Origin of the sequence: Ruminococcus bromii (genome assembly GCF_002834225.1) — a bacterium.
GTDB classification, from domain to species: Bacteria; Bacillota; Clostridia; order Oscillospirales; family Acutalibacteraceae; genus Ruminococcoides; species Ruminococcoides bromii.
In genome coordinates, this window is record NZ_NNSR01000039.1 from 53,873 (window position 1) to 76,122 (window position 22,250).

Here is a 22,250-nt window from a genome sequence, read left to right on the forward strand (position 1 = left end):
TATGATTAAGTCAAGATAAAAAACTTAATTACTTTTGGAGGTAACAACTATGAAAAACAACATTACAGAATTGGTATTCATTCTTGACAGAAGCGGTTCAATGTCAGGACTTGAACAGGACACAATCGGCGGATTTAATTCGCTCATTGAAAAGCAACGCAGACAGAACGGCAAGTGCTATGTTTCAACCGTATTGTTTGATCACGAAACCGAGGTTCTTCACGACAGGGTTGAATTGTCTGAAATTTCAAAAATGACTGAAAACGATTATACGGTTCGTGGCTCAACTGCACTCATTGACGCTATCGGCGGTGCAATTCATCACATCGGCAACATTCATAAGTATGCAAGAGAAGAAGATGTTCCCGAACACACCTTGTTTGTGATTATGACCGACGGAATGGAGAACGCAAGCCGTATCTATTCAAGCAATAAGGTCAAGAAAATGATTGAGCGTCAGAAAAATCGCTACGGCTGGGAATTTCTTTTTATCGGAGCTAACATTGATTCCGTTGAAACCGCTAAGCATTTTGGAATCAATTCCGACCGCTCCGTTAATTATCACGCTGACGGTCAGGGTACGGCTGTTGTTTTTGACGCAGTATCAAAAACCGTGTGCAATTTCAGAAAAAGCAGACCGCTTTCATCGTCTTGGAGTGATGAGATAGACAAGGACTACGAAAGCAGAAAATAAGAGACAAATTAGTTTTAATTTCTGCATTTATACCATAAACAAAAGACCTATATTTACTTTAGAATAAGTAAATATAGGTCAAATTTATTGAAGTCACATTGGAAAGAATCAATCTTTTTATACTTGAAATTACTTTTAATGCATTTTGGCATTTTTGTGAGTTCATTTTTTACAAACCAAATTTTATGATTTGGGTCAACTTTGTCTGCAATTTCATTTTTGTTTATACATTCAACATTTTCAAATGCCTCAAACCAGTTTTCTTTGTAGGTGCAAAGGTGGGTGTTGTTCGGATAATAATACGACATAATTCCGAATGCACTGTCGCAGTAAACAAAAGTGTCTGATTCTGACTGTTGAGAACTGAATCTTTCACGAAAATTTGTCATTGACGGATTATATTCAAACAATCCTGTTGCAACAAGACAGCCGATATTTACAACGCAAAGCAGGGTGCATATTACTTTGCTCGGCTTTGGTTTTATATCTTTTACGCCGAAAGCAACGAGAATTGCAAAGATACCGAGAATTACAACGCTGTATCTTGCAATGTAAAACGGGCGTATAAAAACGGTTACGAACAACCCGATTATTTGAATCCCCATAACGCAGACATCTGCGAAAATTATACACAATTTTCGGTTGCTCTTTTTCATAAGAACAAGTGCAGATACTGCTATGCCCGATATGAATACAATTACAGACAACGGTTCAACTCCGCTGAGCCAAAAATTACTTGAGGCTGATTTTGTTTGATTTAAAAGAGGAATTATCCAAAATGAATATCCTGCCACCATAATAAGGTCTGCAATAATAATACGCTTGAACAAATTCCTGTCTTTAATGAGCAGATATATATTTGCAAAAGCAAAGATAATTGCAACTGCAAGAAGTGCGTAGATGTGATTGTATGCAGCCCCAAGTCCTGCTATAGCAAATAAAATGCAGTGATGAAACTTTTTGTTTGCTATAAAAAGCAGGGACTCAATAAAGCATAATGTAACAAAAAATATGCTCCATGAGTATGACCTTTGCTGAACGCTGAAATAGAGCATCATTGGCACAGCTCCGACAGTCAGCATATAAATTATTGATGTTTTACTGCCGTAGTGCTTTTTTATGATTGTGCATCCCAAAAACAGCGTTGCAATGTAACCGATTGCCGAAAATATTTTTGTTGCTGTTATTGAGTATCCAAAGATGCAACAAAATGTTTTCAGCGACAAGAAATACAGCGGTGGGTGCATATCGGATTTCAGAATATTGATTATGTCTGAATAATTGTGCTGAATCAGCGACAGCGTGTACGCCTCGTCAAACCATATATTGTCATTAAATATAAGTGTTAGGGAAAACAATGACAAAACGGCAAATATGATATATACCGTATGATTTGCTCTGACTTTTAATTTGTGCATCATAATATCTCCGTTTCTGAGTTTATAGGATAATTTTACCATTACAGGGCTATAAATTCAAGATTAACGGAAAACGATCTGTCTGTGATAAGTGTTTTACACACCTGAAAAGGGCGCTGGCCGGTAGCATGGGCTTATAGCCCTAGAGCAAACCACCCGTTGGACGGGTGGTTTTTATTGCATAATTATATTGTCTTTGAAAAATTTCTCAATAAAATTCTTCATTTTCTTATATTGTCGATTAAGCTTTGTGAATATTAAAATCCACACACCTGCAAACAGTAATATCGGAACAATTGAGAATATCAGCGATGCCAAGTTTTCATTACAAAAATAATCGTATATTGAAAGACTTGCCAAAAACAGCACGAAAATCATAAAAGGTATCGGTAAAAGCAGATATTTCAATGATTTCATTTTTAATGTCAGAACCGAGCCGTTTGCTGAGTTTTCAACAGTTCCGTCAAAATCGGGAGATTGGTTGTCAGGTCCGCCAAATGGGTGATTTTTTGAAAGATGAATTGTGAATTTGTTCGCAAAAAAATTGCCTGCAATTTTTGGTGTATCGGGTTTTGTATTGTCCAAAGCTTTCATTCTTAAAGCGTTAGAAACCTGATTGGCAGAAATGTTCATTTTGTAGGAAAATGATTTAATGCAGTTGAACATAACAATTCTCCTTTAAATTACTGTTCTTTCAGAACACCGTTGCGGTAGGCGCAGAGGAGCATTGAAAGTCCTTCAATGCGGTTACGGATTGTCTGACCGTCATCGGTTTGTGCAACACGGATTCGGTTTTCCGAGGTGTCAAAAACTTTTGTTGTTGAGAGAATGTCCTTGTTTGATTTGATTGCGTTGTCAATTCCCGCAAAGGGTTCGTGGGTGACAATTCGCATACCGTAGGAATTATAGACAAGCGTGTAGCCCGCTGTGCCTGTTTTGTCCTGATATGCTCTGCAAAATCCGCCGTCAATCACAATCAGCTTGCCGTTAGCCTTTATCGGACTTTCGCCCTTTTTGCGGATAACGGGAACATGACCGTTGATTATGTGACCGTGATTTTCCGAAAGACCAAATTCTTTCAAAATCCTTACGCAGGCGTCTTCATCGTGATAGAGCGTGTAGTAATGGTTGCGTGTTTCCGTGTGGGTTTCGGAATCGTCAATAAAGAACCGCTCAAACGAACACATTTTTTCTCTGCCGAAAAGCGGTGAATGTTTTCCGCACCAGAGATACCACATATAGTCGTTGCCTTTTTGCCTTTCGGGAGAATTTTCGGGGGCAGAGTGTCCCTGACGAACAATCTTTTCAAGCTCATCAAGCAATGCTTTTCCCGAAAGCACACAACTGCCCGTGTAAAATTCCATAAAACTGCCGTCCTTGTTCATCGGAATACAGCCGTGGAGCAAAAGATTGTTGTTGCAACACTTGTACATTCCGCCCTTGGCAAACAGAAAATCAATGTGTCTTTTCAGCTTTTCACTTGCCATAAAGGCATTTTTAAGCTGTTCCATAACCCGTTTTTCCGTCTTTGTCAGTTCATACGGATAGTCATGGTCAACTGTGGGGAAGAAGGTGTCGGAAATCGGATATTTCTTTTCGCCGACAGTTACGGTCGCATTTTCAAAATCAATCTTGTCAAGCAATCGCCTGTCGCTCATATTAAAGTTAGGATTGCGGCTGACAAGCTGACCTTCAAGCTTAAAGAGAATAACGGCAATCGCCTTGTGCATATCGGCAACAAGCAACGGATCGTTTGAGGTGTAGGGCGAATCCGCAAAAGGACCTTTCGGCATAAAGCGTTCAACATTTCCGCCGCCGTAAACATCCTTTGCAAAAAGCGAGAGGTCACGCAGACTTATTCCGTAGCCGACCTCGATTGTGTCAAGATTGCCGTATGAAAATGCGTTGTTAAGTGCAGCGGCAATGCAAGCCATACTGCCCGATGCCGCACCCATCCAAAGAATATCGTGATTGCCCCACTGAATGTCAACACCGTGGTGCATCATAAGGTCGTCAAGCACAATGTCAGGTCTTGCGCCTCTGTCAAAAATATCGCCGACAATGTGGAGCTTGTCAACAATAAGTCTTTTTATCGTGTCACAAAGCGAGAGTATGAAAACATCGGCTTGTCCTGCCTCAATAATTGTGTGCAGAATATTTTCGTGGTAGGTTTCACGGTCTTTTTTGCCTGAATCACCGAACATAAGCTCCTCAATGATGTAGGCATAATGCTTTGGCAGAGTTTTACGAACCTTGCTTCGTGTGTATTTGGAAGAAATGTGTCGGCAGATTGCAAGCAATCTTATGAGTGTTAATCTGTACCATTCTTCAATGTCGGTTATTTCGCTTTTGTAAACACTGAGTTTTTCCTTTGGATAATAAATCAGCGTTGCAAGCTCGGCGCGCTGTTCGGATGTGAGAGTATTTGAAAAAAGGTCGTCAATCTTTTCTCTGATTGAACCCGATGCGTTGTTGAGAATATGTCTGAATGCCTCATGCTCTCCGTGAATATCGGAAAGAAAATGTTCCGTACCTTTCGGCAAATCAAGGATTGCGTGAAGATTAATCATCTCTGCCGCCGCCGACTGAATGTTAGGATACTGCTCCGAAAGCGCCTCAAGATAGAGAATATTTTCCTGCATTTGCTTTTCGTCGTAATGTTTCATCAAGTCCGCCTCCGAAAAAACTTTTACTGAAATCAGTGTATCACAACGCAAAAATTATATCAATATTATTGCAAAAGATTTTGCGGAATTTTCTGCAAAAACAAAACACCCGATTTCCGTTTTGGTCGGAAATCGGGCATGAAATGTGAGAATGTATGTGCGATTTATGTAAAGGAGCGTACAATGCTCCTGCGGGCGCCCAATGAGCGCCCTTACTGAATTGCGGAAATCGGTAAATTTACATAATTGAGCAGACAAGGTCTGTGTATTCTGACGGATTTTCAAGCGGAAGTCCTGCGATTAGAAGTGCCTGACTGTAGAGAACTTCGGCATACTTCTTTGCTCTGTCAACATCGCTCTTGATAAATTCTTCCATCTTCTTAACGGCAGGGTGAGAAAGGTTAAGCTCAAGCACACGCTGAGCCTTCATATTTGCGTCAGGCTGAACTGAGTTGAAATACTTTTCCATTTCAAATGAAATGCCGCCCTTTGCCGTAAGGCAAACAGGATGTGAAACAAGTTTCTTTGATGCGGTAACCTCTGCAACCTTGTCACCGAGTGTTTCCTTAACAAATGTAAGAAGTGCGTCCTTGTTTTCTTCATCCTCTTTATTTTCCTCGGTTTCAATGCCAAGGTCATCGTTCATTGCTGAGCAGAATTTCTTTTCCTTATATGTCATGAGTGACTGTAGAGTAAACTCGTCAATCTCCTCTGTGCAATAAAGAATTTCGTAACCCTTTGAGCGGATAAGCTCTGTCTGCGGAAGTGTGTCGATTGCAGCGGCATTTTCGCCTGTTGCAAAATAGATGAACTTCTGGTCTTCTTTCATTCTGTCAACATATTCCGAAAGCGTAACAAGCTTTTTCTCGCTTGAAGAATAGAACATAATAAGATCCTGAAGTTCTTCCTTGTGCATACCGTAGTCCGAAACAACACCGTATTTTAGCTGTCTGCCGAATGCGTTGAAGAATTTTTCGTAATTCTCACGGTCATTCTGAAGCATTGAAGTAAGCTCGTTTTTAATCTTCTTTTCAATGTTCTGAGCAATTGTAATGAGGTGACGGTCATGCTGGAGCATTTCTCTTGAAATGTTGAGCGAAAGGTCTGCGCTGTCAACAATACCCTTTACAAAACGGAAGTGCTCGGGCAAAAGCTCTTCGCAGTTATCCATAATAAGCACACCGCTTGAATAAAGCTGAAGTCCCTTTTTGTATTCCTTAGTGTAGTAGTCATAAGGAGCAACAGACGGAATAAAGAGCAATGCCTTGTAGGTTACAACACCCTCAACAGAAGTTACGATAGTTTTAAGTGGCTTGTCCATAGCCATAAATTTTTCGCTGTAGAACTTGTCGTATTCTTCCTGAGTAACATCTTTCTTTCTTCTCTGCCAAAGAGGAATCATGCTGTTGAGTGTTACGGTTTCCGTGTAATCCTCATATTCGGGCTTGTCGCTGTCCTTGGTTTCTTCCTTAACTCTGCTCTTTGTCATATCCATAACAATCGGGTAGCGGATGTAGTCGGAATACTTCTTGACAAGTCCCTGTATTCTGTACTGCTCAAGGAATTCGTCATAGTTTTCATCGTCTGTGTTATCCTTGATTTCAAGAATAATCTCTGTGCCGGCATTTTCCTTTTCAATCTCGCTGATTGTGTAGCCGTCTGCACCGCTTGACTGCCAGCAATATGCCGTATCCTCGCCATATTTCTTTGTGTTTACGGTAATCTTCTTTGCAACCATAAATGCCGAGTAGAAACCAACGCCGAACTGACCGATAATGTCAATGTCGTCCTGCTTTTCTTCCATGCTCTGCTTGAATTTGAGTGAGCCTGAGGATGCAATTGTGCCGAGGTTGTTTTCAAGGTCATCCTTGTTCATGCCGATACCGTTATCAGTGATTGTAAGAGTACGGCTTTCTTTGTCGGGCTTTAAAACGATTTTGAAATCGCCTCTGTCAAGACCGACCTTGTCATCGGTAAGAGAAATGAAGCAAAGCTTGTCGATAGCGTCGCTTGCATTTGAAATAATCTCACGAAGAAAAATTTCTTTGTGAGTGTAAATTGAGTTAATCATAAGGTCGAGAAGTCTTTTTGACTCTGATTTAAACTGTTTCTTTGCCATAAAAATCTTCCTTTTCATAATAATACATAAATTAAGAAGCCTTGTTCAAAACCGCAATCTGCATAGCTTTTCACATAAGCCTCTCATCAAACTATAATTATACTACAAAAGGTCAACTGTTTCAATATATAAAAAGTCCGAATGTGTCATATAGGGCGAATTTTGGTGAAATTTGTCATTGCAATGGCGGCGTTTTCGCTTTATAATCTACTTAATAACTGCATTGAAAAAGAAAGGAGAATTAAATGACATATTCAGACGGTACAAACAGCGGATCTTCAAGAAGAAATCACTATGTGGGACAGCCTGCCGTAAAAGTCGGAAGTTCAAACTTTGACTATTACAGAAAGCCAAAGAGAAATCACGGATTTGCAAAGAGAATCGCATTTTTTGCGTACTTTCCGCTTTTGATTCTATGGCTTGAAACCGACCTTAAAATTGCGTCGGGGTTTGATGTGCTCGGCGGTTTTGCTTTCACATTCTTGTTCACAATCGTGCTTTCGGCGGTACTTGTTTTGTTGTGTTCTTTTTCAAAACGCAGAGGGGTAAACAGAGGGATTGCAACCGTACTCACGGCTGTGCTGACGATATGGTACGGTGTGCAGATGATATACTATAATGTTTTCGGCACAATGGTTGTTGTAAGCAGCGTTACAAACGGCGGCGCAGGGCAGGCATTCAATTCAATTGATATGATTATGACTGCGATAACAAGCAGAATTGTGTTTGTTGTTTTACTTTTTGTTCCGCTTGCTTTCTTTATAATTTTCGGCGGAAAGCTGTTTGACTTTTCAAAAGTAAAGTTAAAGGGTAAGCTGATTGTACTTTTGATTGCGGTGGTTTTTCAGATCGGAACTGTCCTTGCGGTAGGCATTGACCGTGATTCTTCCGACACAAAGAGCAACTACAATCTTTATTACGGTGAATTGCAACAGGTTGCCGTGTGTGAACGCTACGGACTTTACACAATGCAAAGGCTTGACATCAGCCGCCTTATGTTCGGTTACAAAGCAAATATACGCACAAACAGCAAGCCGAAAAATAAAGAATCGACTGCCGATGAAATTAAAAAAACAGAGCAGAAAGCTCAGATTATGAGTGCTGATTTTTCAAAGCTTACAAAGAGTACAAATAATGATGAGTTAAAGTCGCTTTATGAATATTTTGACAGCGAAGAACCGAGCTATACCAACGAATACACGGGTATGTTCAAGGGCTACAACATTATTTTCATTACAGCCGAAAGCTTTTCGCAGTATGCAATTGACAAGGATCTGACTCCGACGCTCTGCAAAATGTATAACGAGGGATTTCAATTTAAAAATTACTATTCGCCTGCGTGGGGTGTAAGCACAACTGACGGTGAATATGCAAATCTTACAGGCTTGATTCCAAAATCCGGTGTGTGGAGCTTTTCAAAGTCAGCCGAAAATAATGTAAGTTTCCCGTTCACTCTCGGTGAGCAGAGCAGAAAACTCGGTTACAAAACAGTTAACGCTTACCACAATCACACCTATGATTACTATGACAGAGACAAGTACCTTACAAATATCGGCTATGACTACTCTGCAATCGGAAAAGGTCTTGACCTCGGTGAAAATGTGTGGCCGAATTCCGACCTCAAGATGATGCAGAAAACGGTTGACGATTACATAAATTCCGACAGCTTCAGCGTTTATTATATGACGGTCAGCGGTCACGGCGGATATTCATACAACACCATGAGCGAACGCAACGCAGACCTTGTAAAAGACCTGAAATACAGCGATGAGGTCAAGGGCTATCTTGCCGCAAACATTGAGCTTGACAAGGCAATGGAATATCTTCTTGCAAGACTTGAAAAAGCAGGCAAGCTTGACAACACCCTTATTTGCCTTACGGACGACCATTATCCGTATTCGCTTGATGAATTTGACGGTGTGTCCGAACTTGCGGGGCACAAGGTTGACACAACCTTTGAACAGTACAAAAATGCATGGCTGTTGTGGAGCGGGTCAATGAAAAAGCCCGTCAAGGTTGACACATACTGTTCAAGCCTTGATATTCTGCCCACTCTTTCAAATATGCTCGGCCTTGAATATGACAGCAGAATGTTGGCAGGTACGGATGTTTTCGGAAACAAAGAACCGTTCGTTGTGTTTGCCGACAGAAGCTGGATTTCCCAGAACGGAAAATACAATGCGTCAACAGGTGAATACACCGCTTTCAAGGGCGCAAAGGGCAAGGATGATATTGACGAACTCAATAACAGATGCAACAACCTCTTTACCGTTTCAAGAATGATTCTCGACAACAATGTTTATGCCGAGGCTTTCGGTGATACCCATGTTACGGGAAAGTAGTTTAATGCTCAAATTTGCATTGACTGCAAGGCGAAAATAAAGTAAAATAGAACATGACAAATCCATACGGCGACAGTCAGTTTTGGCTGCTGCCGTATTCCGTATACGGAATAAATAGTTTAAAATAAAATTGAGATGATTCTTTGAAAATATATAAAACTGCCTTAGTTTGTTTAATGACCTGTGCGGTTGCATTTTTCGGCTGTTCGTGTTCGTTGACGGATGATTCCGAAAGCAGTGAACCAAAGAGAAGCTCTATCATAGAAAAATCCGTTACAACTCCGAGTGCACAAGATGTTGAAAACGACAAGGATTATGCAGATGTAAAAACCGATTATGCCTACGAGACGCTTACCGATGATTATGTAAAAGAACTGTATATGAGAATTGCAAAGAGCGTTGACACAGTGTATGCACCGAACATTACAACAACAGGCTCGCTTTCCGATTATCAGATTACACAGGCTGTTGAGGCATACAAAAACGACCACCCCGAAACTTTCTGGCTCAAGGGGTCAAGTCTTTTTGTTCCGTATGGTGACACAACAAGCGTAAAGCTTGATTATACTGTTCAAAATGATGAGCTTATAGCCGCCAAGAAAAAATTTGACACTGCCGTTACTTCTGCTTTGAAAAAACTGCCCTCTGGCAATGATTTTGAAAGAGAAGAATACATTAACAACTATATAATTGACAATTGCAGGTATGATGAAGAAGCGGCTGAAAACGATGATGTTCAGGGCAACGAAAACGATGCCTACGGTGCGTTGGTTGACGGTAAAGCCGTGTGTGAGGGTTACACAAGAGCCTTTCAGCTTTTGTGCAACAAGGCGAATATTGACTGCGTATTGCTTTCGGGAACAGCCGACTCAGACAATCACGCATGGAACGGTGTAAAAATCGGCGGCGATTGGTACCAAATTGATGTTACATGGAATGATACCGACGGCGAAAATAATTATGCGGAAAACGATTATTTTAACCTAACCGATGACCTTATGTTCAAGGATCATAAGCTGTCATATAAGTATTCCGAGCTTAATTCACAAACTTATTTGAGCGTTGCTACATGGTGTAATTTTTATGTTCCAAAGTGTACGGCTGAAAAGTACAACTATTTTAACTATAAGTACCCGACTGTTTCGGATCCTGACAACGCCGATGATGTAAGCCGAGCTGTTGCAAATGCTGCAAAAAACGGGGATGAATATTTCAGCATTGTTGTTGATAAGAACACCGATTTCAATTATATGTATGACAGGATGATGAATGACGGTTATCTTTATAACTGGATTTCAGAGGCTAATGAGATTAACGGTTATTCACCAAGGCTTGCGGAAAGCTGTTATGTTTATCGCAAGGATGAGTTAGGTGTGCTGACTGCTGAACTTGAATATGTTGATTAACGGCGATGTGATGAGATGTTCACTTTTGTCCGCAGTGCAGGGACACTCCGATTGAAAATTGATTTGTTATGAATTGATTTTATATAAATAAAGCTAACCAAAGGAATGATATTATGAAAAAGTATGATGTTCAGAAGTTTGAACTTTTGTCAAACGAACAGATTGCAGACGGCATTTTTGATATGAGGGTAAAAAATGACGAGCTTGCTCCGCTTGCAAAGTGCGGACAGTTTGCCCATGTTTATGTGCCTTCAAAAACTCTGCGCAGACCTATTTCGGTTTGTGACAGCGAAAACGGTGTTCTCCGCCTTGTTTATCAGGTAAAGGGCGAGGGAACAAAAATTATGTCCGAGATGAAAAAGGGCGAAAGTGTTGACATTCTCGCTCCTCTCGGCAACGGCTTTAAAATTGAAAAGGGCAAGCGTTATTGCCTTATCGGCGGCGGTATAGGCGTTCCTCCGATGCTCTACACAGCAAAGCAGTGTGAAAATCCGCTTGTTATCACAGGCTTCAGAAACAAAGACCTTATCATTTTACAGGACGATTTCAAGAAAGCCGGTGCAGAGCTTGTGCTGACAACAGATGACGGAAGTGCGGGAATCCACGGCTTTGTAACAGATGTTCTCAAAGAAAAAATCTCAGAGGTTGACGAGGTTTGTGCATGCGGTCCTACCCCGATGCTCAAGGCTATTGCCGATGTTTGCAAAGAGGCAGGTAAGCCGTGTCAGATTTCTCTTGAGGAGAGAATGGCCTGCGGAATGGGCGCATGCCTTGTGTGTGCAGTAAAGGTAAGAAAAAACGGTGAAGAAATTATGCAGCACGTCTGCAAAAACGGCCCCGTATTTAATGCTGAGGAGGTAGTTTTCAATGGCTGATTTATCTGTAAAAGTTTGCGGAGTGGAATTTAACAATCCTCTCATTGCCGCATCGGGAACATTCGGTTTCGGCATGGAATATTCAGAGCTTTATCCCCTTGAAAAGCTCGGCGGTATTTCATGCAAGGGTATCACACTTACCCGCCGTGACGGCAATCCTGTTCCGAGAGTAGCCGAAACTCCTTCCGGCATTTTGAATGCAGTAGGACTTCAAAACCCCGGTGTTGATGTTTTTATCAATGAGGATTTGCCGTGGCTCAAAAAGCAAAATACGGTTATCATAGCAAACATTGCCGGCAACACTCCCGAAGATTATTGTGCAATGGCTGAAAAACTCAGCGAAACCGATGTTGATATGATTGAGCTCAACATCTCATGCCCTAATGTCAAGAGCGGCGGAGTGCAGTTCGGCACAAGCTGTGAATCCGTAGGTGCAATTACTGCGGCTGTCAAAAAGTATTGCAAAAAACCGCTTATCGTAAAGCTCAGCCCAAATGTTACCGACATTGCATCAATCGCACAGTCGGCAGAGGCAAACGGTGCAGACGCAATTTCAATGATTAACACGCTCACAGGTATGCGTATCGACATCAACTCACGCAGACCGATTATCCGCAACAACACAGGCGGAATGAGCGGCCCTGCAATTTTCCCTGTTGCAGTAAGAATGGTTTGGCAGGTTGCAAACGCAGTTAAAATTCCGATTATCGGTATGGGCGGTATCTCAAGCTGGCAGGATGCAATCGAGATGATGATGGCAGGCGCAACCGCACTTCAAATCGGTACAGTCCTTTTTACAGATCCGTATGCGCCTATTAAAATTGCTGACGGTATGAACGAATGGCTCGACAAAAACGGAATCAAGAGCGTTTCGGAAATCACAGGCACAGTTAAGCCTTGGTAATTTTGCGGAATAAAAAATAATTTAAAGTCCATAATAACCCTATCGGAGGGGATATTATGGACTTTTTGCGTGCATTAATAACGGCGCCCGTTTCAATTACAGTATTGTTCTTGCTGTCAAAGTTCATCGGCAACAAACAGATGTCAAGCCTTAATCTTTTTGACTACATCAACGGAATCACAATCGGTTCAATCGCAGCGGAGATGGCGACAACCGAAATGTCAGACTTTTGGGCGTGTCTTGCGGCACTCATTGTTTATGTAATAATTGTTATGCTTTGTTCGTGGCTTTCGCAAAAATCAACAATGTTACGAAGATTTTTAACAGGCAAGTCTATTGTGATTTTCGATAGAGGAAAGTTGTACAAAAAGAATTTTTCGGTTGCAAAAATTGATATAAACGAATTTCTTACACGAATGCGTGAAAAGGGATATTTCAGTCTTGATGATGTCGAAACGGTTTTTCTTGAACAGAACGGCGATTTGTCGGTTCTGCCAAAGGACAAAAAGCGCCCTGCAACTCCGGATGATTTAAAAATCATTGTTCACCAAACCCGACCCGAGTCCGTGGTTATTACGGACGGAAAAATTCTCGAGAAAAATCTTGCCGAATCGGGCTATAATCTTGAATGGCTCAAAAAACAGCTTGACAACAACCGCAAACGGCTCAAAGATGTTTTTCTCGGTGTGTGTGATGATACGGGAAACCTCAAGATTTACCAAGACGGAAAGTCTGAAAGCAAGAATGATATTTTTGACTGATAAAGCGTAAAAGAATAAAATTTGCACCTTTACAGATTTGTAAAGGTGCTTTTTTAATGCACAAAAATAAAATAATACAAAAATAAATTTTACCATTGCAATAATCAAAATTAATGTTATACTAAAATTGTAAGTGCGTGTCGGCAAGATTTTGCAGAACGCTTTGAAAAAAATCGGAAAATTTTAATAAAGAAGGAAGTGCTTTAATGATTAAAAAGTTTACATCGGGCAACCCGATTGATACGCAGGCTGTTGTTGAAAAATTTAACGCTCTGCCGATTGCGGAATTTCCGCTCGGCGGCAAGTTTGAAAACGGAAATTTTGTCTTTGAATTTGATATGGCAGACAGCGACATCGTCTACGGTCTCGGCGAAGCTCCGAGAGGGATCAACAAGCGTGGTTGGGTGTATAACAGCTTTTGCAGTGATGACCCGTTCCACACCGAAACAAAGTCATCCCTCTATGCCGCTCACAATTTCCTTATGCTCAGCGGTTCAAAAACTTTTGGTATTTTTATCGACTTCCCGTCAAAAATCCGTTGGGACATCGGCTACACAACCGCAAACAAAACCGTTATCACAATTGACGGCACTGATTTTGATATATATTACATTGACGGCACAAAGCCGCTTGAAATCGTAAAAGAGTTCAGAAAATCAATCGGCACAAGCTATGTTCCGCCGTTCTGGGCATTCGGCTATCAGCAGAGCCGTTGGAGCTATCACAATGCCGAAGCTGTTGACGCTGTTGTTGACGGTTACAACAAGGCAGGAATTCCGCTTGACTGCGTATATCTCGACATCGACTATATGGAGCGTTACAAGGACTTTACTGTTGATGATGAAAAATTCCCGAATTTCAAGGACTATGTTTCAAAGAAAAGGGAAGAAGGAATCCACCTCATTCCGATTATTGACGCGGGCGTTAAAAAAGAGAACGGCTACGATATCTATGAAGAGGGCAGAAAGAACGGATACTTCTGCAAAAACGAGGACGGCACGGATTTTGAGGGCGGTGTATGGCCCGGTATCGTTGGCTTTCCTGATTTTCTCCGTCCGGATGTAAGAAAGTGGTTCGGCTCAAAATATAAAATTCTCACAGATATGGGAATTGACGGTTTCTGGAACGATATGAACGAGCCTGCAATTTTCTATTCGGTAAAAGGACTTAACAAAGCACTTGACAAGGCGGCTTCTCTCAAAGGGCAGAACCTTGACCTTTCAAAATTCTTTGAACTCAAGGACACATTCGCAGGTCTTTCAAACAGTCCCGAGGATTATTCAAGCATTTACCATACAGTTGACGGCAAACAGGTTTGCCATGATCAGGTTCACAATATTTACGGTGCTAATATGACAAAGGCAGCCGGCGAATATTTTGCGGAGAAGTTCGGCAAAGAAAAAATTCTTATGTTCTCCCGTGCGTCATATGTAGGCGCTCACCGTTCAAGCGGTATCTGGTTCGGAGATAACCACTCTTGGTGGTCACATATTCTTCTTGACCTCAAAATGCTTCCGTCAGCAAATATGTGCGGCTTTCTGTACTGCGGTGCAGATCTCGGAGGCTTTAACGAAAATGCAACCCGTGACCTTGTTCTTCGTTTTCTTGCACTCGGTGTGTTTACTCCGCTTATGCGTAACCATGCCGCTCTCGGCACAAGAAATCAGGAGTGCTACAGCTTTGAAAACAGCGATGATTTCAAGGATATTGTTGAGGTTCGTTACAGACTTATTCCGTACCTTTACAGAACATTCAAAAAGGCAAGCGAAGAAAACGATATGATTTTCAGACCGCTCTCGTTTGATTATCCCGATGATAAAATTGCCCGTGAATGTGAAACACAGCTTATGCTCGGTGACGAGTGCATGATTTGCCCTGTATATGAGCAGAATGTAGGCGGAAGATATGTTTATCTCCCCGAGAACATGACTTTTGTAAAACTCAGCGGTACAAGCATTACGACAGAAAAAATGAGCAAGGGTACTCATTATATTGAGGTTGCCCTCAATGAAGTTCCGCTCTTTATCAAAGACGGCAGGCAGATTGAACTCTGCAAGCCCGCAATGAGAACTTCACAGCTCGACACAACAGACACAGTTATGATTCCGTAAAATTTTATTTGTACAATTATCTGTTTGCACAATCTATGGGCGAATACTATGTCAACAACATGGTTTACACTTTATACAAGAATATATTTTACAGCAAAATCAAACACGGCAGTTGATAAAAAACTGCCGTGTTTTTGTATGTCTTTAATTCAGTTTTAATCGTCAGAGCTTTTTCTTTCGCTTTTGAAAAGCTTGCAGATTTCATAGTAAATCGGAATTGTTAAAAATGCAATCCAACCAAATGACCAACCGCCGCAGATGTCGAGAAATCCGAAAAACATATACACAATAACGACAAGCAGGGGATAAGCAAAATGACTCGGCTTGCGTTTGAAGATTGCGTCAACAAGTGTGTAATAGAGAGGAATTGTCAGAAAGCATACCCAGCTGAGTACCCAACCGAGCAATACTCCGCTGAATCCCCAAACGAGGAATCCGATAACGGCAATCAACCAAAACGGAAAGTGCTTCCAAAAGCGGTGCGACTTTGAATGTTTATGCTCTTCAATGTTTTCATCATACATAACATTTCCGTTTTCGTCTGTATAGACTTTTGTTTTGCCGTTTTCTTCAACATGAATTCCGTCCCAGCCGACATCAACCTTTGTACCGTCTTTATCTTTAACATGGATTCCGTCCCTGAAATTAAGGTGAACAGAATCACCGTCCTTTGAGTCAACATGGATTCCGTGTTTGAACGAAACCTTGTCTGATTTTTTGTATGTTGTGTCGCTGTCGGGATTATTTTCGGGCTCTTGCGACTGTGTTTCGCTCTCGGTTTCTTTTTCGCCTTTAAGCAATTCATCAAGCGAAACACCGTAGATATCGGCAAAAAGAATAAGATTATCCGTGTCGGGCGATGCCTCTGCACGCTCCCATTTTGACACAGCCTGACGGCTTACACCTATTTTTGCGGCAAGCTCCTCCTGACTTAGATTCATCTTTTTTCTGTACTGCAAAAGTCTGTTGGCAGTTTCAATGTTCATAAAATTTCCTCCTCAAATATTGCTTTAGGGTTTTACCTTGTGAGAAAATTATATCGGTTGCCTGCCCAAAAAAACAATACATTTCGGGTTCCATTGTCGCAACTCTCGGTTGCAACCCGTAGTTGCGACAATAAAAATCAATAAAAACGCAAAATATCCCAATATCAGAGGTCAAGACCTGTTGTAGTCTTTAAAAATTCACCAAGCTTGTCGCAGATGATTTTTACACCGCCCTCGCTGTCACTTTCAACATTGAGAGGCATAATTGGATCATGTACCGAAAGTCTGAGCAAGAACCAGCCGTCACCGTTATCCCTGTCAAACGAAACTCTGATGCCCTCACGGTTATCATCGGCAACACACCAGCCGTCCTGCTCCTCGGCATACTTTGTAAGGTCGGCAATAATTTTTTCACCGCAGGCTCTAAAATCTTTTTCAAGAATTTTGTATCTGATTTCTGTGCTTTCAAGCGGCTCTTTGAGTGAGGCGGTAAGCTCGTCAAGCTCCTTGCCCTCTTTTCTCATCTGAGCAGCCTTGATAATAATTTTTGTGCAGAGATATGCACCGTCATCAAGAAAGTAGTTTTCACGCATTGCGGCATGACCCGATGTTTCAATTGCAAGCGGACAGTTGATGCCCTGTGCGTTGAGTTCAAGAGCCTTGTCGATAACATTCTTATAGCCTCTGCGATAGCGGTAATGCTTTCCGCCGAGGTCATTTTCAATAAACTGTTTAAGACCGCTTGATGTGATTGAGTCTGTAACAATCATACCGCCGTCATTGCCCTCAAGAGCAATTGCCGCCGCAACGGCTACAAGTCTGTTTCGGTTGATTTCGTTGCCCTTGCTGTCAACAGCGCCGCCACGGTCAACATCCGTATCAAAGATTACGCCGAGATCTGCGCCCGATTTTCTGACAGCCTCACAGATTGAATCCATTGCCTCTTTAGCCTCGGGATTCGGTACATGATTCGGGAACATTCCGTCAGGTTCAAGATAACGGCTGCCTGTTGTGTCTGCTCCGAGAACGGAAAGCACCTTGTCGGCATAAAATCCGCCTGCACCGTTGCCTGCGTCAACAACAATCTTAAAGCCCTTGAGCGGATGCTCGTAATCTTCTGCATTAACTTCCTTTTTAATCTTCTCGCAAAGTCCCTTTGCGTAGTCGCTCATATAGTCAACATCCGTAATATTTCCGCCGTTGCTTTCTTCGGGATGTTCACCGTTTTGTGCGTAGAGAAGAATTTCTTCAATGTCACTGCCCTCAAGACCGCCCTCACGGGTGAAAAATTTAAGACCGTTTCTGTTGAACGGGTGGTGACTTGCAGTAATTTGAAGAGCACCGTCACATCCGAGGTCAACGGTTGTCATAAACATTGACGGAGTTGACGCAAGCTGACAGCAGAGAACCTCTGCACCGCAACGCTTAAAACGCTCGGTTGTGATTTTCATTATATGCGGTCCCGAAATACGGCTGTCACGACCGACAGAGATTTTGAGCTCGCTCGGCTTTTTTGAAACTTTTTTAGAAAGCCATAGCACAAAGCCGTCTGCCATATCGGCAACAACATCGTCGGTAAGGTTTACACTTTGTCCCTCAACACCCTCGCTTGCAACTCCTCGTATGTCTGTTCCGCTTTTGAACTGTTTGTAAAAATCGTTAAGCATTTTATGATTCCTTTCTTATTTGTATGATTGCTTTTATTGACATATTAAATGGATGAAATCCCTGTCCTTACTTTTGAAAACAGGCTTTATATGATAGATTATAACTTAAAATGAGCAAAATCTCAATATGCCTGATAAATTAAGTTTGTAAAAAACAGCAGTTATATAATGCCGAAAAAGAAACAAGTTGTTGAATTTACACAATCAAATGTTATGATTGCGTTAAAAGTATATTTCCTAAAAAGCAAATACAAAGCATATTGTACAAAAATTACAACTGTCAATTGTGCATAACTGACATTGAAATGAATTTGTGAACAAAATTTAATTGCTGAAATTGTTGACTTTTCCGAATCTTTGACTATAATAATAATTGTCAAGTAAATAGTCCGCTTGACTATCGGCTGATTTCCAATTAGCCTTACTCGAGTAAAATTGAATTATCACATAGTCGATAAATTGATCATGATTTTGCCAAATGGTAAATGGCGCACGAAAACAAAACTTTATATTTTTAAAGAATTGAATGGAGGAAATTTTATGACACCAATTCTTAGTTTACACAATGTTGATGTAACCAAATTCCTCGCCGTGCTCGATACCTGCGAGGGCAATGTATATCTCGTTACAAGCGAAGGCGACAGACTCAATCTCCGCAGCAAGCTTTGCCAGCTTGTCGGTCTTACAAGACTTATCGAAGGCGGCAAGATTGCAGAAGCAAGTATTATTTGCGAAAACAAGAACGACGAGAGCAAGCTTTTCAGACTTAATATGTTCGGCGACACAGGTAACGCCAAAGTAGGTTAATTCTGAAAACACTAACTTAAATATCTACAGTTTTCACGTTGATTTCAAAACTTCTAAACCCAAAAACAGCTGCGAGTAATCGCAGCTGTTTTTGGGTTTTGCTTTTTAATGTAAAATATCAATAAAGTGTTGATTTTGCCGATGTTTTGGGTTATACTAAACTTAATTTATTTTATGAGGCGTTAAAAGCATTCGGAAAGGAATACGCTATGGCAGATACAAAAAACGAGATTATGAACGAAGAAGATCAGGGTATGCTCATCACTCTTGAAGACGAAAACGGTCAGGAAGTTGAATTTGAATTTCTTGATGTAATCGAGTTTGAGGGTACAGAGTACATTATTCTCATCGAAAATGACGAAGATGCAGACGAGGTTGTTATTCTTCAGATTAATCAGATTGACGAAGAAACAGAGGAGTATGTAAGCATTGACGATGAAGATACTCTTAACAAGGTATTTGAGCTTTTCAAAAAGAAATATGAGGGCGACATTAACTTTGAATAATTCGTTTTCATTATGAGCTTCCGCAGGGAGGCTCTTTTTTTGTGTGAATATAAACATTCTCTGCGGGAAAAATACCGTTGAGGTGTTGTGTATGACAGAAAAAGCCGGACTTGAAAAAACCGTTGTGTTTAATCTTAAATCGGCAAATGAATCTGATGTCAATAATATTGTCAATGAAAAAGGTCACGAAAGCCGTTCGTTTTATTACAAACTCGGCTTACTCTATTTTCTCAACATTGTTGACTGGATTTGCACCGAGGCGCTCATCGGCAGCGGACATTTTGTCGAAGCAAATCCCGTTATGCAGCCTGTGCTTGAGAACTTCTGGCTGACATTGTTAATCAAGGGAATTTTGCCGCTTGTGCTTGTTCTGGGTTGTGCATTGATTTACAAGCTTGCCGAAATCGGCAGGAGCAAAACAGCCGAAATGCTTTTAACGGTGGGAATTGTGTCTTATGCCCTTGTAAACCTGTGGCATATTTTCAATTTTGTATTGCTCTTTTGTCGATTTTAATGTACAATAAGGGATAGCGAATTTGAAAGGGAGTGTATGTTTTGCCGGCATTATCAGTAAGAAATCTTACAATGACTTTTATCGAAAGAAACCTTTTTACCGATGTTTCGTTTGATGTTGAAGAAAGAGATAAGGTGGGCTTTATCGGAGCTAACGGAGTCGGTAAAACAACTCTCTTCAAGATACTCAACGGAGAAATCAGCCCTGTTTCGGGAACTGTTACCTTTTCAAAAAATGTCCGTCCCGGATATATGGAACAGCATGCCTGCAACAATCCGAGGGCAGATGTGTATCACGAGCTGCTTTCCGTGTTCGATTATCTTTCGGATATGGAAACAGAAATTTCCGCACTTGCACATCAGATTGACAACAAGTCGGGAAACCTTGACGAGCTTGTTGAAAGGCAGACAATGCTCATTGAACAGTTTGAAAGAGCAGGCGGTCTGACCTATAAAAGCAGAACCCGTTCCGCACTTTTAGGACTCGGATTTTCCGAAAATGACTTTACAATGCCTGTCGGCAATTTAAGCGGCGGTCAGCGTTCAAAGCTCTGTCTTGCAAAGCTGTTGCTGTCGCAGAGCAATATGCTCCTCCTTGACGAGCCGACAAACCACCTTGACATTGACGCAATCGCATGGCTTGAAGGCTTTTTGAGAGATTTCAAGGGCGCAATGATTATCATCAGCCATGACCGTTATTTTCTTGATAATGTAACCAATAAGACGATTGAACTTGAACACAACCGCGCTATGGTTTATACCGGCTCTTATTCGGAATTTGTCAAGAAAAAAGAATCGGTGAATGAGTCGCTCAAAAATAAATATGAACACGACTTAAAGGAGATAAAGCGTATTGAGGGCATTGTTGAACAGCAAAAACGCTGGGGACAGGCTCACAACTTTATCACAGCCGCAAGTAAGCAGAAAGAGGCTGACAGAATCAAAGATCAGCTTGTTGCCCCCGAAAGCGAGCTTGAAACAATGCGTATGCATTTTGAGCCGAGATGTGAAAGCGGCAACGATGTTCTTATCTGCAAAAACCTTGCCAAGTCGTTTGACAACAAACAGCTTTTCAAAAATGTTGATATACATATCAGAAAAGGCGAGAGAGTGTTCATCATCGGCGGTAACGGCTGCGGTAAAACTACACTGTTCAGAATTTTGACGGGCAAAACTCCTATGAACAGCGGCGAATATGACTACGGTGCAAATGTTGAAATCGGTTATTTTGATCAGATGCAGCAGAACCTTGACCTGTCAAAAACCGCTCTTGATGAGGTGTGGGATACCTTCCCGAATATGACGCAGACCGAAGTCAGAAGTGCCCTTGCGTCATTCCTGTTCAAAGGTGACGAAGTGTTTAAACCGCTTTCAAAAATGAGCGGCGGCGAGAGGGCGAGAGTTTCTCTCTTGAAACTGATGCTAAAAGGCAGTAACTTTTTGCTCCTCGATGAGCCGACAAACCACCTTGACGCATCGTCACGGGAAGAGCTTGAAAAAACTTTGCTTGACTACAGCGGTACAATGCTGATTGTCAGCCATGACCGTTATTTTATAAATAAAATTGCCGACAGAATTTTACTCCTTACAAATAATGGGGTAAAGGAGTATCTCGGTAATTACGATTATTATCTCGAACGCACAACAGCCGAAAAACAGGGTGTTGTTTTGACCGAGAGTAAGAAAGAGAAAAAAGAAAAGCCGCAGAATGATTACTTTTTGCAAAAGCAGAAGCAGAGTGAAGAACGCAAAAGACAGACTAAGCTTAAAAAGGCAGAGGCTGAAATTGAGCGACTTGACGAAGAAATTGCCAAAACGCAGGAACTTCTCTCAAGTGAGGAAGTTGCCGCAGATTATGAAAAACTTATGGAGCTTTCAAAACTGCTCGAGGATTTGCAAAAACAGCAGGAGGAGCAGTACGAAATCTGGGAAGAACTCGAAAGTATGGCAGAATGACTTACAGTCGGGAGAAGTGACAAATTTCCCTTGCTTAAAGTAAAAAATTATTGTATAATAATCGCATAATATAAGCTAAATACTGTTGCACAGCAGTTTTGCGGTTGATTTTCAGATAAAAGATTAAGCGAATTAAAAAAGAAAAAGCGGCAGGCAAAATATCCTGCCGCATACATCTGCCCGTGGCGCAATTGGATAACGCAACGGATTCCGATTCCGGAGAATGGGGGTTCAAATCCCTTCGGGCAGGCCAAAACTAAAAGCACCCTTCATGGGTGCTTTTAGTTTTGGTTTGCCAAGAATCCGAAGGGATTTGAAGCCGACCGTAAAGAAAATGCCCCTGTGGGGCATTTTTAGGGAGGAGCGTTTATGGAGGCATAGTTATGCACAGGACGCAACAGGCGAGGTGAGAGGTTTAGGTCTGTACAAAGTACTTCGGGCAGAAGTAGTGATAAGATGAAAGTGTGACATCCTTCATGGGTGCTTTTAGTTTTGGTTTGCCAAGAATCCGAAGGGATT

17 protein-coding genes and 1 tRNA gene are annotated in these 22,250 nt (G+C 41.5%); 12 read left to right on the forward strand and 6 right to left on the reverse strand.

What is annotated here, in order from left to right; genetic code table 11:
• The first annotated feature begins 49 nt into the window (after window positions 1–49).
• Complete coding sequence (locus RBATCC27255_RS04145; protein WP_046433793.1) at window positions 50–694, forward strand: vWA domain-containing protein; 645 nt, start codon at window positions 50–52, stop codon at window positions 692–694.
• 53 nt (window positions 695–747) lie between these two features.
• Here the strand turns inward: RBATCC27255_RS04145 and RBATCC27255_RS04150 are convergent, their stop codons facing one another.
• From RBATCC27255_RS04150 to htpG, 4 genes are all read right to left on the reverse strand, one after another.
• The gene (locus RBATCC27255_RS04150; RefSeq protein ID WP_169923248.1) at window positions 748–2,115 is read right to left on the reverse strand and encodes a glycosyltransferase family 39 protein; all 1,368 of its coding nucleotides are present in this window, start codon (window positions 2,113–2,115) and stop codon (window positions 748–750) included.
• A 171-nt stretch (window positions 2,116–2,286) separates the two neighbouring features.
• Window positions 2,287–2,778 (reverse strand): hypothetical protein, encoded by a 492-nt coding sequence (locus RBATCC27255_RS04155; RefSeq protein WP_101028877.1) that lies wholly within the window; start codon window positions 2,776–2,778, stop codon window positions 2,287–2,289.
• A 17-nt stretch (window positions 2,779–2,795) separates the two neighbouring features.
• Entirely contained in the window at window positions 2,796–4,778 is a 1,983-nt protein-coding gene (locus RBATCC27255_RS04160) for a fructose-1,6-bisphosphatase (protein ID WP_101028878.1), read from the reverse strand.
• A gap of 238 nt (window positions 4,779–5,016) precedes the next feature.
• The gene (htpG, locus tag RBATCC27255_RS04165) at window positions 5,017–6,897 is read right to left on the reverse strand and encodes a molecular chaperone HtpG (RefSeq protein WP_021883495.1); all 1,881 of its coding nucleotides are present in this window, start codon (window positions 6,895–6,897) and stop codon (window positions 5,017–5,019) included.
• A 245-nt stretch (window positions 6,898–7,142) separates the two neighbouring features.
• Here htpG and RBATCC27255_RS04170 point away from each other — a divergent pair, with 245 nt between their 5' ends.
• The 6 genes from RBATCC27255_RS04170 to RBATCC27255_RS04195 all read left to right on the forward strand — a co-directional run bounded on the left by RBATCC27255_RS04170 (window position 7,143) and on the right by RBATCC27255_RS04195 (window position 15,296).
• Entirely contained in the window at window positions 7,143–9,239 is a 2,097-nt protein-coding gene (locus tag RBATCC27255_RS04170) for an LTA synthase family protein (protein WP_101028879.1), read from the forward strand.
• A gap of 143 nt (window positions 9,240–9,382) precedes the next feature.
• The gene (locus RBATCC27255_RS04175) at window positions 9,383–10,645 is read left to right on the forward strand and encodes a transglutaminase domain-containing protein (RefSeq protein ID WP_101028880.1); all 1,263 of its coding nucleotides are present in this window, start codon (window positions 9,383–9,385) and stop codon (window positions 10,643–10,645) included.
• A gap of 113 nt (window positions 10,646–10,758) precedes the next feature.
• Window positions 10,759–11,520, forward strand: a complete 762-nt coding sequence (locus RBATCC27255_RS04180; protein ID WP_015522572.1) for a dihydroorotate dehydrogenase electron transfer subunit — start codon at window positions 10,759–10,761, stop codon at window positions 11,518–11,520.
• Window positions 11,513–12,424 carry a dihydroorotate dehydrogenase gene (locus RBATCC27255_RS04185; protein WP_015522573.1) on the forward strand — a complete coding sequence of 304 codons (912 nt, stop codon included), beginning with the start codon at window positions 11,513–11,515 and terminating at the stop codon, window positions 12,422–12,424. Before RBATCC27255_RS04180 ends, RBATCC27255_RS04185 begins: the two co-directional genes overlap by 8 nt.
• A 56-nt stretch (window positions 12,425–12,480) precedes the next feature.
• Window positions 12,481–13,185: a DUF421 domain-containing protein gene (locus tag RBATCC27255_RS04190; RefSeq protein ID WP_101028881.1), complete on the forward strand. Its 705-nt coding sequence runs from the start codon at window positions 12,481–12,483 to the stop codon at window positions 13,183–13,185.
• Between the two features lie 206 nt (window positions 13,186–13,391).
• Entirely contained in the window at window positions 13,392–15,296 is a 1,905-nt protein-coding gene (locus RBATCC27255_RS04195; RefSeq protein WP_101028882.1) for a glycoside hydrolase family 31 protein, read from the forward strand.
• 155 nt (window positions 15,297–15,451) lie between these two features.
• On the opposite strand, the gene RBATCC27255_RS04200 is transcribed toward RBATCC27255_RS04195, so the two are convergent.
• On the reverse strand, window positions 15,452–16,282 hold the full coding sequence (locus RBATCC27255_RS04200) for a helix-turn-helix domain-containing protein (protein ID WP_101028883.1): 831 nt from the start codon (window positions 16,280–16,282) through the stop codon (window positions 15,452–15,454).
• 164 nt (window positions 16,283–16,446) lie between these two features.
• The gene (locus RBATCC27255_RS04205; RefSeq protein WP_101028884.1) at window positions 16,447–17,949 is read right to left on the reverse strand and encodes a phosphohexomutase domain-containing protein; all 1,503 of its coding nucleotides are present in this window, start codon (window positions 17,947–17,949) and stop codon (window positions 16,447–16,449) included.
• 540 nt (window positions 17,950–18,489) lie between these two features.
• Between RBATCC27255_RS04205 and RBATCC27255_RS04215 the strand changes: the two genes are divergently transcribed.
• From RBATCC27255_RS04215 to RBATCC27255_RS04235, 5 genes are all read left to right on the forward strand, one after another.
• Window positions 18,490–18,756, forward strand: a complete 267-nt coding sequence (locus RBATCC27255_RS04215; RefSeq protein WP_101028886.1) for a hypothetical protein — start codon at window positions 18,490–18,492, stop codon at window positions 18,754–18,756.
• A gap of 209 nt (window positions 18,757–18,965) precedes the next feature.
• Complete coding sequence (locus RBATCC27255_RS04220; protein ID WP_101028887.1) at window positions 18,966–19,262, forward strand: DUF1292 domain-containing protein; 297 nt, start codon at window positions 18,966–18,968, stop codon at window positions 19,260–19,262.
• A gap of 91 nt (window positions 19,263–19,353) precedes the next feature.
• Window positions 19,354–19,776 carry a DUF5658 family protein gene (locus RBATCC27255_RS04225; RefSeq protein WP_101028888.1) on the forward strand — a complete coding sequence of 141 codons (423 nt, stop codon included), beginning with the start codon at window positions 19,354–19,356 and terminating at the stop codon, window positions 19,774–19,776.
• 41 nt (window positions 19,777–19,817) lie between these two features.
• On the forward strand, window positions 19,818–21,731 hold the full coding sequence (abc-f, locus tag RBATCC27255_RS04230; protein ID WP_101028889.1) for a ribosomal protection-like ABC-F family protein: 1,914 nt from the start codon (window positions 19,818–19,820) through the stop codon (window positions 21,729–21,731).
• 176 nt (window positions 21,732–21,907) lie between these two features.
• Window positions 21,908–21,984: transfer RNA gene (locus RBATCC27255_RS04235), tRNA-Arg, on the forward strand.
• Window positions 21,985–22,250 lie beyond the last annotated feature (266 nt).

Excerpts from the sequence above, each read along its gene's own strand:
- RBATCC27255_RS04155 (WP_101028877.1), bottom strand. The coding sequence starts at position 2,778 with ATGTTCAACTGCATTAAATCATTTTCCTACAAAATGAACATTTCTGCC.
- RBATCC27255_RS04150 (WP_169923248.1), bottom strand. The coding sequence starts at position 2,115 with ATGATGCACAAATTAAAAGTCAGAGCAAATCATACGGTATATATCATA.
- RBATCC27255_RS04170 (WP_101028879.1), top strand. The coding sequence starts at position 7,143 with ATGACATATTCAGACGGTACAAACAGCGGATCTTCAAGAAGAAATCAC.
- htpG (WP_021883495.1), bottom strand. The coding sequence starts at position 6,897 with ATGGCAAAGAAACAGTTTAAATCAGAGTCAAAAAGACTTCTCGACCTT.
- RBATCC27255_RS04190 (WP_101028881.1), top strand. The coding sequence starts at position 12,481 with ATGGACTTTTTGCGTGCATTAATAACGGCGCCCGTTTCAATTACAGTA.
- RBATCC27255_RS04215 (WP_101028886.1), top strand. The coding sequence starts at position 18,490 with ATGACACCAATTCTTAGTTTACACAATGTTGATGTAACCAAATTCCTC.
- RBATCC27255_RS04185 (WP_015522573.1), top strand. The coding sequence starts at position 11,513 with ATGGCTGATTTATCTGTAAAAGTTTGCGGAGTGGAATTTAACAATCCT.
- RBATCC27255_RS04195 (WP_101028882.1), top strand. The coding sequence starts at position 13,392 with ATGATTAAAAAGTTTACATCGGGCAACCCGATTGATACGCAGGCTGTT.
- RBATCC27255_RS04145 (WP_046433793.1), top strand. The coding sequence starts at position 50 with ATGAAAAACAACATTACAGAATTGGTATTCATTCTTGACAGAAGCGGT.
- RBATCC27255_RS04205 (WP_101028884.1), bottom strand. The coding sequence starts at position 17,949 with ATGCTTAACGATTTTTACAAACAGTTCAAAAGCGGAACAGACATACGA.
- RBATCC27255_RS04180 (WP_015522572.1), top strand. The coding sequence starts at position 10,759 with ATGAAAAAGTATGATGTTCAGAAGTTTGAACTTTTGTCAAACGAACAG.
- RBATCC27255_RS04200 (WP_101028883.1), bottom strand. The coding sequence starts at position 16,282 with ATGAACATTGAAACTGCCAACAGACTTTTGCAGTACAGAAAAAAGATG.
- RBATCC27255_RS04220 (WP_101028887.1), top strand. The coding sequence starts at position 18,966 with ATGGCAGATACAAAAAACGAGATTATGAACGAAGAAGATCAGGGTATG.
- RBATCC27255_RS04225 (WP_101028888.1), top strand. The coding sequence starts at position 19,354 with ATGACAGAAAAAGCCGGACTTGAAAAAACCGTTGTGTTTAATCTTAAA.
- RBATCC27255_RS04160 (WP_101028878.1), bottom strand. The coding sequence starts at position 4,778 with ATGAAACATTACGACGAAAAGCAAATGCAGGAAAATATTCTCTATCTT.